This window comes from Paraburkholderia sp. 32, from assembly GCF_050435345.1.
Classification (GTDB): domain Bacteria; phylum Pseudomonadota; class Gammaproteobacteria; order Burkholderiales; family Burkholderiaceae; genus Paraburkholderia; species Paraburkholderia tuberum.
Window position 1 is genome coordinate 3,343,573 of record NZ_JBNDKD010000003.1, and the last position, 12,574, is coordinate 3,356,146.

General features: G+C 63.0%; 14 protein-coding genes and 1 tRNA gene. 8 read left to right on the forward strand and 7 right to left on the reverse strand.

The features are described 5' to 3' along the window. Nucleotides 1-57: 57 nt before the first annotated feature. Nucleotides 58-1,485, forward strand: a complete 1,428-nt coding sequence (gene otsA / locus OKW26_RS38245; RefSeq protein ID WP_184065538.1) for an alpha,alpha-trehalose-phosphate synthase (UDP-forming) — start codon at nucleotides 58-60, stop codon at nucleotides 1,483-1,485. Nucleotides 1,486-1,640: 155 nt separating this feature from the next. On the opposite strand, the gene OKW26_RS38250 is transcribed toward otsA, so the two are convergent. The 5 genes from OKW26_RS38250 to OKW26_RS38270 form a co-directional block, all read right to left on the reverse strand. Further along, nucleotides 1,641-3,059 (reverse strand): MFS transporter, encoded by a 1,419-nt coding sequence (locus tag OKW26_RS38250; RefSeq protein WP_429356805.1) that lies wholly within the window; start codon nucleotides 3,057-3,059, stop codon nucleotides 1,641-1,643. Between the two features lie 118 nt (nucleotides 3,060-3,177). After that, nucleotides 3,178-3,681: a YbhB/YbcL family Raf kinase inhibitor-like protein gene (locus OKW26_RS38255; RefSeq protein ID WP_018419796.1), complete on the reverse strand. Its 504-nt coding sequence runs from the start codon at nucleotides 3,679-3,681 to the stop codon at nucleotides 3,178-3,180. Between the two features lie 241 nt (nucleotides 3,682-3,922). Further along, nucleotides 3,923-4,369: a very short patch repair endonuclease gene (locus OKW26_RS38260; RefSeq protein ID WP_429356806.1), complete on the reverse strand. Its 447-nt coding sequence runs from the start codon at nucleotides 4,367-4,369 to the stop codon at nucleotides 3,923-3,925. A gap of 30 nt (nucleotides 4,370-4,399) precedes the next feature. Beyond that, nucleotides 4,400-5,692 (reverse strand): DNA (cytosine-5-)-methyltransferase, encoded by a 1,293-nt coding sequence (gene dcm, locus OKW26_RS38265; protein ID WP_429356807.1) that lies wholly within the window; start codon nucleotides 5,690-5,692, stop codon nucleotides 4,400-4,402. A 306-nt stretch (nucleotides 5,693-5,998) separates the two neighbouring features. Continuing rightward, on the reverse strand, nucleotides 5,999-6,325 hold the full coding sequence (locus OKW26_RS38270) for a hypothetical protein (protein WP_429356808.1): 327 nt from the start codon (nucleotides 6,323-6,325) through the stop codon (nucleotides 5,999-6,001). A gap of 203 nt (nucleotides 6,326-6,528) precedes the next feature. On the opposite strand from OKW26_RS38270, the gene OKW26_RS38275 reads away from it, so the two are divergent. The 4 genes from OKW26_RS38275 (at nucleotide 6,529) to OKW26_RS38290 (ending at nucleotide 9,053) form a co-directional block, all read left to right on the forward strand. Further along, entirely contained in the window at nucleotides 6,529-6,720 is a 192-nt protein-coding gene (locus tag OKW26_RS38275; protein WP_429356809.1) for a CsbD family protein, read from the forward strand. Nucleotides 6,721-6,949: 229 nt separating this feature from the next. After that, complete coding sequence (locus OKW26_RS38280) at nucleotides 6,950-7,171, forward strand: hypothetical protein (RefSeq protein WP_090803585.1); 222 nt, start codon at nucleotides 6,950-6,952, stop codon at nucleotides 7,169-7,171. A 129-nt stretch (nucleotides 7,172-7,300) separates the two neighbouring features. After that, on the forward strand, nucleotides 7,301-8,008 hold the full coding sequence (locus OKW26_RS38285; protein WP_184021434.1) for a glutathione binding-like protein: 708 nt from the start codon (nucleotides 7,301-7,303) through the stop codon (nucleotides 8,006-8,008). 205 nt (nucleotides 8,009-8,213) lie between these two features. Further along, complete coding sequence (locus OKW26_RS38290; RefSeq protein WP_184059507.1) at nucleotides 8,214-9,053, forward strand: hypothetical protein; 840 nt, start codon at nucleotides 8,214-8,216, stop codon at nucleotides 9,051-9,053. A gap of 24 nt (nucleotides 9,054-9,077) precedes the next feature. Here the strand turns inward: OKW26_RS38290 and OKW26_RS38295 are convergent, their stop codons facing one another. Then, a complete protein-coding gene (locus tag OKW26_RS38295) occupies nucleotides 9,078-10,016 on the reverse strand; it encodes a class I SAM-dependent methyltransferase (RefSeq protein WP_429356810.1) in 939 nt (312 codons plus the stop codon). Nucleotides 10,017-11,072: 1,056 nt separating this feature from the next. Here OKW26_RS38295 and OKW26_RS38300 point away from each other — a divergent pair. Genes OKW26_RS38300 through OKW26_RS38310 form a run of 3 tightly spaced genes read left to right on the forward strand, consistent with a single transcriptional unit; the run spans nucleotide 11,073 to nucleotide 12,109 of the window. Further along, a complete protein-coding gene (locus OKW26_RS38300; protein ID WP_429356811.1) occupies nucleotides 11,073-11,474 on the forward strand; it encodes a hypothetical protein in 402 nt (133 codons plus the stop codon). 6 nt (nucleotides 11,475-11,480) lie between these two features. Continuing rightward, the gene (locus OKW26_RS38305; RefSeq protein ID WP_244144823.1) at nucleotides 11,481-11,873 is read left to right on the forward strand and encodes a hypothetical protein; all 393 of its coding nucleotides are present in this window, start codon (nucleotides 11,481-11,483) and stop codon (nucleotides 11,871-11,873) included. Continuing rightward, nucleotides 11,870-12,109: a hypothetical protein gene (locus OKW26_RS38310; protein ID WP_184059499.1), complete on the forward strand. Its 240-nt coding sequence runs from the start codon at nucleotides 11,870-11,872 to the stop codon at nucleotides 12,107-12,109. The genes OKW26_RS38305 and OKW26_RS38310 overlap by 4 nt, the downstream gene beginning before the upstream one ends. 295 nt (nucleotides 12,110-12,404) lie before the next feature. On the opposite strand, the gene OKW26_RS38315 is transcribed toward OKW26_RS38310, so the two are convergent. Then, nucleotides 12,405-12,479: transfer RNA gene (locus tag OKW26_RS38315), tRNA-Arg, on the reverse strand. Between the last annotated feature and the right edge of the window lie 95 nt (nucleotides 12,480-12,574).

Sequence of the window (12,574 nt, forward strand, 5' to 3'; positions counted from 1 at the left end):
ATGATTGCATGCACCGTTTTGGCGCAATTCCGCATACAACGAAACAATGGAGCACTAATGAGCAGATTGATCGTGGTATCGAATCGTGTCGCACCGATTCAGGAAGCGCGTCCGGCAGCGGGCGGGCTCGCGATCGGCGTGCTGGACGCACTGAAGGAGACCGGCGGCGTCTGGTTCGGCTGGAGCGGCGAAACGGTCAGCGAGCCATCCGCGCCCGTGATCGAGAAGCAGGGCAACGTCACCTACGCGACTGTGGGCCTCACCAAGCGCGATTACGACGAGTACTACCGCGGTTTTTCGAACACCACGTTGTGGCCGACCTTCCACTATCGCAACGATCTGTCCCGCTACGACCGCGAGGACTACGCGGGCTACCAGCGCGTCAATGCGACGCTCGCCAAGCAGCTCAAGGAACTGCTCAAGCCCAGCGACATCATCTGGGTGCACGACTACCATCTGCTGCCGTTCGCGCGCTGCCTGCGCGAGCTCGGCGTGAAGAACCCGATCGGCTTCTTCCTGCACATTCCGTTTCCGGTGCCCGAAGTGTTGCGCACGATTCCGCCGCATGAAGAACTCGTCAAGGCGATGTGCAGCTACGACGTGATCGGCTTTCAGACGGAGGCGGATCGCCAGTCGTTCGTCGACTATATCGAGCGCGGTCACCATGGCACGTCGAGTGAAGACGGCATGGTGCACGCGTACAACCGCTTCCTGAAGGTCGGCGCGTACCCGATCGGCATCTATCCCGATGCGATCGCGAAGGCCGCCGAGCAGTTCACCGACCGCAAGGCGGTGCGCAGCCTGCGCGACGGCATGCGCGGGCGCAAGCTGATCATGAGCGTCGACCGGCTCGACTATTCGAAGGGACTGGTCGAGCGCTTCCAGGCATTCGAGCGGCTGTTGCAGAACGCGCCCGGCTGGCACGGCCGCGTGTCGCTCGTGCAGATCGCGCCGCCGACCCGCGCCGACGTGCAGACCTATCAGCGCATCCGGCAAACGCTCGAAGGCGAGGCGGGCCGCATCAACGGCCGGTTCGCGCAGCTCGACTGGACGCCGATCCAGTATCTGAACCGCAAGTACGAGCGCAATCTGCTGATGGCGCTCTTCCGCCAGTCGCAGGTCGGCTATGTGACGCCGCTGCGCGACGGCATGAATCTGGTGGCCAAGGAGTACGTCGCGTCGCAGGATCCGGCCGATCCGGGCGTGCTCGTGCTGTCGCAATTCGCGGGCGCGGCCGAGCAGCTGCCGGGCGCGCTCGTCGTCAATCCGTTCGATCTGTCGCAGATGGCTGAAGCGCTCGAGCGCGCATTAGCGATGCCGCTCGCCGAACGTCAGGCGCGTCATGCGGACATGATGGAGCCGATGCGCGAGAGCAACCTGTCGGTGTGGCGCGATACGTTGCTCGATGATCTGCGCCACGTCGCGACCGCGTCTTCGGTGACGGCCAAAGCGGTAAAGCTCGCTGACGTGACGGCATCGCCCTGAGCCGACAGGCGCGGCCCGCGCGGGCGGGCGGCGCGTGTGTGCCGCTCACGTCGTGCATGGAGTGACAGGGAAGATCAAAGCAAAAAGGCGTGCATCGCCTCGTGCGATGCGCGCCTTTTATCGTGCATGTCTTGCGCGCATAACGGCCACAGCCTTCAGGCCGGCTGCGCCGCCTTCTGCATGACCCGCATCGTGCTGACGACCGCCGCGACCGCCGAGAACCCCGCGGCCACGTACAGCGCGATGATCGTCCCGCTCTGCGGCGCGACGCCGAAGATCAGCGCGACCAGCGCCGCGCCGAGCGTTTGCCCGGACAGGCGCGCGGTGCCGAGCATGCCGCTCGCGCCGCCGCTGCGTTCGCGCGGCGCGGACGACAGCATCGTGCGATTGTTCGGCGACTGGAAGATGCCGAAGCCCGCGCCGCACAGCGCCATGCGCCACGAAATCTGCAGCGCGTCCGGGTGAGGCCCGAGCGTCGCGAGCAGCAGCAGGCCGACCGTCATCGCGGCGAGCCCGACGCCGCCGAGCCAGCCGGCCGATATCCTGTCCGACAGCACGCCGGCAATGGGCGCCGCGATGATGATGATCGCGGGCCACGGCGTCATCAAAAGACCCGTTTCGACCTGCGACATGCCGAACGTTTCCTGCAGCAGGAACGGCAGCGACACGAACGCGAGCATCTGCGCGCAGAACGAGCAGACCGACGTGCCGATCGACAGCGCGAACACCGGAATACGCAGCAGGTCGATCGGCAGCAGCGGGGCGGGCCGCGTCAGCTGGCGACGCACGAAGAAGTAGCCGATGACCAGCGCTCCGAGCGCCTCGAGCGTCACGTAGCCGAAACGCTCGCCGTGGCCGAGGCCATCGACCGCGAAAATCAGCAGGCCGAACACGAACGCGTTCATCACCGCGCTCAGATAGTCGTACGGGGATTCGTGGCCGGGGTTCATCGGCAGCGCCTTGAAGCCGCCGACGATCGCCGCGATCCCGATCGGCACGTTGATCGCGAACAGCCACGGCCAGCTCGCGATCGCGAGCACGCCCGAGGCGACCGTCGGCCCGACCGCCGACGACACCGCCACCACCATCGCGTTGATCGAGACGCCGCGCCCGAGCTGGTTGGGCGGATAGATCATGCGCACGATCGCGGTGTTCACGCTCATGATGCCGGCCGCGCCGAAGCCCTGGACCACTCGCGCGAGCGCGAGCGTCGCCAGCGAGTTCGACAGCGCGCAACCGAACGACGCGACCGTGAACAGGATCAGGCCCGACAGATAAATGCGCCGGTAGCCGATGCGGTCGCCGAGCGACGCGAGCGGCAGCAGCGAGATCGTGATCGCGAGCTGATACGCGTTGACGACCCAGATCGACGCGGCGGCGCTCGCATTGAGGTTGCGCGCGATCGTCGGCAGCGCGACGTTGGCGATCGCGCTGTCGAGCACCGCGAGCGTCAGCGAGAGCGCGATGACGAGCATCGCCCAGTAGCGTTGTGGGACCGGTAGGCCCAGTTCCTTGCCTTCGAAGCGGGAAGTGGAGGACGTCGAGCCGTCCGTGCGCGGGGAGGGTGCGTGCATCGATTGTTTGATTTGTCGGAGATGTTGGCGCGCCTGTGCGCGGCTCACGCGCTGGCCGCTGCGGGGCGTATCGGTCGGCGCGGCGCCGGCGTTACCGGGCGCCGGCGCCGCGCGTCCGTTATTTGAGTTCGTAAAGGCCCGTGTGGGTCGTCGAATCGATTTCGTTCAGGTGCGTCATGAAGCGCGCGACCGCGTTGGTGGTTTCCGCGCTGACCGGCAGATGCGGCACTTTCAGCGCATGCAGCCGGAAGATATAGCGATGCGTGCGATCGCCGCGCGGCGGCGCGGCGCCGCCGAAGCCGACCGTCCCATAGTCGTTGCGCACCTGCATCGCGCCCTGCGGCAGCAGCGAGCCGTCGGCCTTGCCGGCGTTGCGCGGCAGCGAGCGCGCGTCGGCCGGAATGTTCACCACGACCCAATGCCAGAAGCCGCTGCCGGTCGGCGCGTCGGGATCGTGAACGGTGAGCGCGAAGCTTTGCGTGTCCGCGGGCGGCGCTTCCCATTGCAGCGACGGCGAGATGTTTTCGCCGTCGCCGCCGAACGCCTTGTCGTTGTACTCGTGGGCTCTCGGCATGAAGCCGTTGGTGGGAAAATCGTCGGACCAGAGACGGAAGTCAGCCATGATGTGCCTCCCTTGTTGATTGGTTCTGGGATCGTCGGAGTTCGCGATGTCGCGGCGGGCGAGGCGCATCTCGTGGCATGCCGAAGCGCGTGAGGACGTGCCGCGAAAGCGCCTGGAAGCACCCGGAAAACGCCGCCGAAGCGTGCCTCGAAGGCATCTCGAAAGCGCGCCGGGTGAGCTTTTCGAGTGTAGCACCAGCGGCCGCGAGACTCGCGCGAGCCGGGCAGGTCGCGCGCGGTTTTCAGCCGCGTTCCTCGAACTCCGGCGCGTCGCTTCCGATCCACGCGACGAGCCGCTCGATCACGCCCGCGATATCGCGATTCGCGCCCCGCAAAGCGCATTCCCACACGATCGCGACGCGCCAGCCGCTCGCGAGCAGCGCGGCGCGCACCTTGTCGTCGTTGCTGCGATTGCGGCCGATCTTGTCGCGCCAGAAGTCGGGCCGCGTCTGCGGCCATTTGAACAGATGACAGTCGTGGCCATGCCAGAAGCAGCCATGCACGAGCACCACCGCGCGATAGCGCGGCAGCACGATGTCGGGGCGGCCAGGCAGATCGCGCGCGTCGAGCCGGAAGCGCAGGCCCCGCCGATGCAGCAGGCTGCGGATCAGGATCTCCGGCTTGGTGTTGCGGCCGCGAATGCCGGACATCATCCGGCTGCGCGTCGCGCTATCGACGATATCGACCATCGTCAGCGGGCCAACGGGTCGCGCGGCCGCTCACGCGTAGAGCGGCAGGGAGTGTTTCGACGCATCGCGGGTCGGGTGGGCAAGCAGGGTTTGCACATGCGGCAGCATGATACGCGCCACTTCGCGCATCACCGGCATCACGACGCTATTGCCGAACTGCCGGTAGGCCTGCGTATCGCTGACCGGAATCCTGAAGGTGTCGGGAAAGCCCATCAGTCGCGCGCATTCGCGCGGCGTCAGGCGACGCGGGCGCAGCGCCTCGCCCTGATAGACGAGAATTTCGGAGCCGTCCTTGTGATAGCGCGCCGACAGCGTGCGCGTCACGCTGTCCGGATAGGCCATGCCGAAACCGAAGCCGTTGCCCGCCGCACGATGCTTGGCCGCGTAGTTTTGCAGATACGCCCACAGCTTCGGGGTGAGCGTGTACTTCGGCTGCACGCGGCGCGCGGTGTGGTCGAAGAAGCGGTCATGGTCCCACGGCAGCACCGGTTCCGTGCCGTCCGTGCGATGCAGGATCGCGCCGAGCCGCGGACCCTGTTCGGGCAGGCGCAGGTCGTCCCATGTGAACCCGGTCTTGCCGCGAAAGCCCACCACGATGATGCGCTCGCGATGCTGAGGCGTGAAATGCTGGCCATCGATCACGCGGTAGTGCACCTCGTAGCCGAGCTCGTCGCGCAGCGTTTGCAGGATCACGTCGAAGGTGCGGCCCTTGTCGTGCGACAGCAGGTTCTTTACGTTTTCGAGCAGGAACGCGGCGGGGCGCTTCGCGGCGATGATGCGCGCGACGTCGAAAAACAGCGTGCCCTGGGTCGTGCATTCGAAGCCGTGCGGCCGGCCAAGCGCGTTTTTCTTGCTGACGCCGGCGATCGAAAACGGCTGGCACGGAAAGCCGCCGAGCAGCACGTCGTGGCTCGGCACGTCCTCGGCGGGAAACGTGACGATGTCGCCGATCAGCGCGTGCGAGCCGCCGCTCGCGGAGTTGTCGCCGTGGTTCTCGCGATAAGTCCGCGTCGAGAACTCGTTCCACTCGCTGGTGAACACGCATTCGCCGCCGTGCGCCTCGAAGCCCATGCGAATGCCGCCGATACCCGCGAACAGATCGATGAAGCGGAAGCGCGCCGCGTCGCCCGCGTGTTGCGCCTCACGCGCGCCTTGCCGCAGCAGATCGCGCAACGCGGGTTCCAGCATCGCGGGACAAGGCGTTTCACCTTTTTCCCAGCGACGCACCGTCTTGATGTCCTTGCCGACATGGGCTGCGATTTCGCGTTGGGTGAAACGGGCGCGCGCCTGCTTGAGCAGGTCGAACGGGGCGGCGAGGGTCACGTGGCGTCCTTGCTGGGAATTTTTGCGGACATTATGACCTAAGGTCGTCCCCTTTCCCTATTGTCGGCGCCGATTGATCAGGAATTTTTCGCGATACGTCGCGCCGCTGCGTTTGTCTGCGGCGAACCATGCCTGTCACGAATGCGGATAGACGCTGGTCCCGTGACGCTGGTTTCCGCCGTTGCGACGTGTGTTGGCGACCGCGACCTCGTGCCCGGCCGCTTTTTTTGCGGCGCGCAAGACGAGCCGCGTGCCGGCTTGGCGCCACGCGTGCGGGTGCAGCGGGTGGGGCGGATGCTGATGCGGTCAGGCCGACTTCACCTTCTTCACCGGGCCAGCCGGCTCGAATCGCGAGGTCGGCGCGGGCGCGAAGCGTTCCCATTCGGGCAGCGGCGTCGAGGCCAGCCGATCGAGTTGCAGCAGCAGGCTATCGACTTTGTCCAATTGGGCGGTAGAAAGCTGGCCGCTGTCGACCAGCGCGGTCAGTCGTTTGCGCCAATAGCTGGCTGGCAGGATCGGACCGCCGAAATCGCCGCGCAGCGATACGTGCATCACCCGCGCGATGTGCGCGATGTCGTGATCGATCAACGCAGCTTGCGATGATCCCGAAATCGTAGTCTCCGTGCGGTCCATGACTCCTCCCTGAGCGCATTTACGGCGGTGCGCGGCGAGACTTTAGGCCTTTTGATGAAAAATTTGCCCGATCGCGCGTCGGCGTTCGTCGGTGCCGCGGCCCGGCGCGCGGAGCAGCTCCCGGGAACAGCCGTTGCTGCTTCCCACACACCGGCGCAATACCGCGCCGGCATTTCCGTCGACTACGCATATGGGAGCCGAGCATGAACAAGGATCAAGTGAAGGGCGTTGGCGAGCAGGTCAAGGGCAAGGTCAACGAGGCCGTCGGCAAGGCCACGAAGGACCCTGCGAAGGAACTCAAGGGCGACCTGCAGCAGGGCGCCGGCAAGGTGCAGAAGGCCTATGGCGATGCGAAGGAAGTCGCCAGGGACGATGCAAAGCGCGGTCGTCACTGAACCCGTTCGATGCAGGTTGCCGTAACGGCGGAGGCGTCGCGATCGTCGCGGCGCCTTTGCTTTTTGTACGGCGCAGGTCGGACACGACGCGTCCGATTTCACCAGCTGTGTCACGGCTGACGTTGGCGCGGCGGCCGGCCTGGGAGTAACCCGTGGTCGCGATGATCGGCATTCCGCGCGCGCTGCGAGCCCTTTAGACTTGGCGCAGTCCCATCAGGAGGTCGCGCCAATGACACCCGAAAAGATACTTTCGATGTTCGAACGGCAGTATTTGGAAGGCAAGGCGCCGCCCGATCTCGAAGCGACCTGCGCGAACTTCGCGACGTGGCTCGCGACCGCGTGGGAACTGCTCGACGGCACCGAAAAGACGCTGCTGCTGACGGTCGGCGCGGCGCTGTGGCGCGAGGGCTTCAACGTGCGCGCGGGTACGGCGACGAAGGACTTGTGGTGAACCGCCGATCGCGAACGGCGCTGTTGCCGCAGCGTTTGTAGGGTCTTCACGCGGCCTCGCACGCGTTGTGGCGAGTCGGTTTATATTGGTCGGTCTTGCAATTTCTGTCCCATAGGGCGACCCGAACCCATGACCGATTTATCCGCTTTCGCGATCACGAAGAAATGGCCGGCCGAGCATCCGGACCGGATTCAGCTCTATTCGCTGCCGACGCCCAATGGCGTAAAAATCTCGATCATGCTCGAGGAAACCGGCTTGCCGTACGAGCCACATCTGGTGCGCTTCGATACCAACGATCAGATGACGCCGGCGTTTCTGTCGTTGAACCCGAACAACAAGATTCCGGCGATCCTCGATCCGAACGGTCCCGACGGCAAACCGCTGCCGCTGTTCGAATCGGGCGCGATCCTGATTTATCTCGCCGACAAAAGCGGCCGGCTGATCCCGCGGGACGCCGCCGGGCGCTACGAGACGATCCAGTGGGTGATGTTCCAGATGGGCGGCATCGGTCCGATGTTCGGCCAGGTCGGCTTCTTCCACAAATTCGCCGGCAGGGAGTACGAGGACAAGCGTCCGCGCGATCGCTACATCGCCGAATCGAAGCGGCTGCTCGGCGTGCTGGAGCAGCGCCTGGAAGGACGCACATGGGTGATGGGCGATCAGTATTCGATCGCCGATATCGCGATCTTCCCGTGGGTGCGCAATCTGGTCGGCTTCTATGAGGCGGGAGAACTGGTCGGCATTCAGGACTTCCCGAACGTGCGGCGCGTGCTGGCGGCGTTCGTCGAGCGTCCGGCGGTTGTGCGCGGCCTGAATATTCCGCAGCGGCCGGCTTGATGGCCTGTTGCGCGCGCTCGCCGCGCTGGGCGTCGTCGCGTTTCATACCGACGGCATCGTTGCCGAGCATGGCTGGCTCGTCCATGTTTTTCCGCGTAATACCGCTGAGCGCGTATAACCTTTGAGGTGAGTAAAGTTCTTACCGGCTTATCGGGCGAGAATCGCGCGACAGCGCTGTGACGCGACCGGACGAAAAGGTGAAGCAATGAGCGCCGTTACATTGTTCGCGTGGTCCGTTCCGGCGTATTTCCAGGATTCCGTGGTCGACCATACATGGGTGACGACCTACGACAGCCGCGTGAAGATTTACCCAGCGCTGGCGGACGTCCTGATCGCGGGCGAGCACTATTGGTACAGCTGGGGCAGCTTCCACGCCCGAGGTGGGACGCCGGTCAGTGCGGATGGTTTTTTGGCTTCCGGCGCGGCAAATCTGCTTTATGCTAGTTGTCTATGTAAGCCCGATGTGGACTCGAACATCGATCCGGCCGCTCGTGGAACGATATTCAGCTATGGTCGCGATGGTGTATGCCATCAGCTGTCAAACCAGATTCTTTGGGCGACCGGCAGCGGTGGAGCGGCTCCAGCTACCGTCCGCAAGTCCAGGGGCTACTGGTTGAGCATCGCGATCTTCGGACCATACGGCAAGCAGCATGCTGCATGGGCGAGCAAGAAGATTCAGTGCTCGACACCAAGCGGGAGTGACGCGATGAAGCCAGGACATCAGGAATCCGATGTCGACGATTTTCAGGAGCATCTTCAGGCGACTTTGAAGGGTCCCGACGCGGATGCGAAAATCAAGTCGTTGATGAATCATCGACGCGCATTTATGGTGCGGGTCGAGCGTTTGCAACCTGCCCCGCAGGGCGGCGATGTTCCGTCCGCCTCGGAGCTGAACCAGGCCTATTCGTCTTTTCTCCACGACGCTGCTGACATTCTGGGTCCCGAGGACTTCGAGCGAGTTTTTGGTGAACGCCCAAAGGATCAGATGAACGTCGTCGATCCTTCGATATACGAGCAAAGTGTCCGTCGGCCGATGCAAAAATAATGGAACCGCTGGACTGGCGTCGTCTCAAACGCGTTTCGCGATCACCGTCGTCGAACTCGCAATGTCGAGATTCTTTTTCGCGCTTAGCTGCTTCACAAACGATCGATCCAGCAACGTCGGCGGCCCTTGCAGAATTTCTTCGACCGTGAGCGCCTTGAATTCCTTCAGCGCATTCTCGTCGAGACCATCGGCCCATTCGCTCATGATCCAGTAAATCGACCAGATGGCCGATGTCGATTCCGGTACGTACACGCGTTCGACATTGATCGCAGATCCGAACAGGTTGAGAATCCCCTCGGCTGTCATGTTGTAGTAGTGATGCGGGTAGCCGTGAGTAGGTTGAGTGAGCGGAACCACCACGACCAGATCGCCTCCTGGCTTCAACACGCGAAGAATCTCTTTGGCGGCAGTGAATGGGTCCTTCACATGTTCGAGGACATTCAACGACAGAAGGCCATCGAACGATGCATCTTTGAATGGCAGAACTTCGCCGACACCGCGCACATCGGTGGATGGATAGTTGGTGATGTCGAAATTGATCACGTTTTCGTAGATTGCGGGACGGCTGCCGGCCCCACAATCCAGAATGATCCCCGACGGATGGCGCTCGATCATACTCAGTGCATCCTGATCGTACAGATTGCTGCCGGCCAGTTCCGAGTCGTAAATGTCGAACTGGGAGCGCAGATCGGGCGACAAAAAATCGAAAAATTTTCCGTCGTCACTAAATGGCATATCAGTGCGAAGGACAGACGCTATTCTTTTTCTTCGTTCCTGCCTGGATTGGGCCGCCATCAGTGCATCTTGCCTGCGATGACTTTCGGCGCTTCCGAAAACTTCGAAATGCGATCTTCCCGATCGTAATGCGCCGAGCCTGACGGCCTCAGCGACGTCCGGATTTGCGGCGAGATAGGCCTGCTCACAAAAATTCAACGCGGTAACGCATTCAAGCGCTTGATCCATGTCGGTCCTCGGAAACGTTTCGAAGTCGGCTCGCAGATTATAGCGATCTGAGATTTCCGGGAGCGGCCTGATTTTCCGGGGTTGTCGAACGGGTGGTTCGCCTGGAAGGCGGATCGGCAACGAAAAGCACCGCAGCGAAGGTGTGCGGGGCTTTTAAGAGCACTGGTGGCCGGTTGGTCCCCCTGACAGAATTCATACGTCAAGGCTGGCGATGTTTGCGGGGAGTTTTCGATTTTTGTGCCCCCGACCTGTGCCCCTCGAATCGGTCTCCTGAGGAAAAACGGGTGCGATTTCTGTGTGACCTGGATGCGGCGCAATCGATCGCCGGGGCGATTGATTTGCTTGTATAGCCCCCTAAAGCGGGGCCGCTTCATATCCGGCGTCACATAAGAGAGTAGTTTTTCGCCGCTTCGCCGCCTCAGTGCTGCTCCGCATTCAGCAGCATCTAGACTCGTCTCCTCCTTGCAGGAATCCTTGCAAGTCCGGTTTTTCGTCCGGCCTTTTCGGCGCTTCGGCGCGCGCACGGCCGTGCGTGGTGACGCATGGCGGACCGGCGCAGGGACGAGTGTCAACGATTGTGTCGGATCTGTCGCTCCGTTCCCGGCTTTGTGCTACATAGCCTCTTCAAATCGCTTTTGGAGGAGGCACAAGTTGATGGGATTACAGACAGATGGCGATTGACTTCGACGTCGGAACGCATCGGCGCTGCACGCTCTACACGCGACATGAGTATCACGGAAATGCCCTGAGCAACGAGGCGCGCGCCGGCCGCCAGCTCATTACCTCGGCAGGATTGCGGGAATTCACGCGCGACACACGTCAGCTGGCGCGGCTCGTCGAATTCATGCGCAACGCGCGCAGTGGTGCATACGCGAGTAGCGCTGCTCCAGAGCAGACCGCCCGGGCGCTACAGAACGCCGTCGAACGTGGCGATGTGATCGCAGTCGTGCCACGCCGCGTACGTCGCGCGGAGGCGGTGCGCCTATTGAGCAGAAGGTCTGGCCGTACTACGCGACCGTCACGCCGTCGCAGCTATTCAGGCGCGCTCTGCCTGTGGTGAGTGCCGGGCGTTCATTCCAGCGTCCAGTACTTCCGCGACTGGCCGCCGACGATGATCTCGCCATCTGGTTCGCCCGCCCCGGTGACGTGCTTCCGGATGGAACCATCGCTACGCCGGTATCAACGCCGCCTGGCGATGCGCAGGCGTTCGACTATCAGCCCGACATGCCGGGTGGCGCAGCAGATGAAGTTGCCGGGATGCCGTTCAAAGGCACGCCGGGGACGTGGATCTCCAGTATGCCGGGGACGATGCCGCAGTTGCGTCAGTTCGGGCCGAATGGCACGCCGCTAGCGGACTTTGACCTTGAAGCGCACCACGGCAATCCAAATCCGCACGCGCACAGTTGGGACGGCTACATCCGCGACGAGGGCGCGCCGGTCTCCTTGCTCCCTTGGTAAATCGATATGACGGATGAAATATTGAAGGCGTGGGGCTATTTCCACGATTGGTATCTGGACAGCGTGGTCATTGGCCCGAATACCGAGCCCCGGACGCTGACGCTAGGCCTGTACCTTGCCAACAGGCGCGCGTTGGTCACGTTCAACGGCGTGACGTGTGTTTCGGTTGAGCATCTTGGCTTGCTGAATATCGTCTACGGCATTCACATCGTTGCCCCGGACGACGCGAAGCACGCGCGGGCCAGTGCTGTGCTCGAAGCTGGAGAGCGACTTACCGACAAGAAAGCCGCACTACTTGCTTTCATCTATTCCACTCTGGGTGCCGAACTCGCGATTGAGTGTGACTCGCTTGAGGTCCATGAGACCGACGGCGGAACATGTGGCCCTCGGCTCCCGTGATCGCAAAACGAAAGCGGGACCGCCTCGCTGGCGAGCGTGGTTGCTTCGTTCAGAAGTACGCGCGTAAGGCGCACGCCCGGCATGATCGGAACAACCGCCGATACGACAGGGAGATCGAGAAAGCGATGCTGGCGGTACGCGCAGACGAGCTTTCCGAACTGCTGTCCGGCGACGGCAACGAGGACGAACTGCCAGAAGCGCTGAGCGGCACGGTGGAGATTGACGAGTACCGCTAGAGCGGGCACGAATGGATGGGCTAGTGGCAATCGATATCCAGGCGAGAGCCGGCAACCTTTGTGTGGTCTATGCTCGAGCGGAATATTGCTGCGACGCCGGGAGTAGTGAGGTACGCGCTGGCCGCAAACGCATCGTCACTGCCAGCCCGACCACTTTGGCGAGGGACGAACCGCAACAGGTGAAGCTCGCTGAATTTCTGCGTGCTGCCTCCGCACCGTCTCACGTTCGCGGCGACTCGTCAGTGCAGATTGGGCCCATGTTCAATACTTTTCTGAGCAACGCCGGGAAGCTATCTGGTCCCCCTGACAGGAATCGAACCTGTATCTAGCGCTTAGGAGGCACTTGTTCTATCCATTGAACTACAGGGAGAGGACCGGGCCGGACAGATCGGCGAGGACTCGGTGAGTCCAGACTGACCACCGAGCGCAGAGTATATCAAACCGGCGCGGGCAAGAGGAGAGCCA

What these genes read in the sequence shown, in the direction of transcription:
- OKW26_RS38285 (WP_184021434.1), top strand. Translation starts at nt 7,301, where the DNA reads ATGACCGATTTATCCGCTTTCGCGATCACGAAGAAATGGCCGGCCGAG.
- OKW26_RS38290 (WP_184059507.1), top strand. Translation starts at nt 8,214, where the DNA reads ATGAGCGCCGTTACATTGTTCGCGTGGTCCGTTCCGGCGTATTTCCAG.
- OKW26_RS38295 (WP_429356810.1), bottom strand. Translation starts at nt 10,016, where the DNA reads ATGGATCAAGCGCTTGAATGCGTTACCGCGTTGAATTTTTGTGAGCAG.
- OKW26_RS38255 (WP_018419796.1), bottom strand. Translation starts at nt 3,681, where the DNA reads ATGGCTGACTTCCGTCTCTGGTCCGACGATTTTCCCACCAACGGCTTC.
- OKW26_RS38280 (WP_090803585.1), top strand. Translation starts at nt 6,950, where the DNA reads ATGACACCCGAAAAGATACTTTCGATGTTCGAACGGCAGTATTTGGAA.
- OKW26_RS38305 (WP_244144823.1), top strand. Translation starts at nt 11,481, where the DNA reads ATGACGGATGAAATATTGAAGGCGTGGGGCTATTTCCACGATTGGTAT.
- OKW26_RS38260 (WP_429356806.1), bottom strand. Translation starts at nt 4,369, where the DNA reads ATGGTCGATATCGTCGATAGCGCGACGCGCAGCCGGATGATGTCCGGC.
- OKW26_RS38270 (WP_429356808.1), bottom strand. Translation starts at nt 6,325, where the DNA reads ATGGACCGCACGGAGACTACGATTTCGGGATCATCGCAAGCTGCGTTG.
- otsA (WP_184065538.1), top strand. Translation starts at nt 58, where the DNA reads ATGAGCAGATTGATCGTGGTATCGAATCGTGTCGCACCGATTCAGGAA.
- OKW26_RS38275 (WP_429356809.1), top strand. Translation starts at nt 6,529, where the DNA reads ATGAACAAGGATCAAGTGAAGGGCGTTGGCGAGCAGGTCAAGGGCAAG.
- OKW26_RS38250 (WP_429356805.1), bottom strand. Translation starts at nt 3,059, where the DNA reads ATGCACGCACCCTCCCCGCGCACGGACGGCTCGACGTCCTCCACTTCC.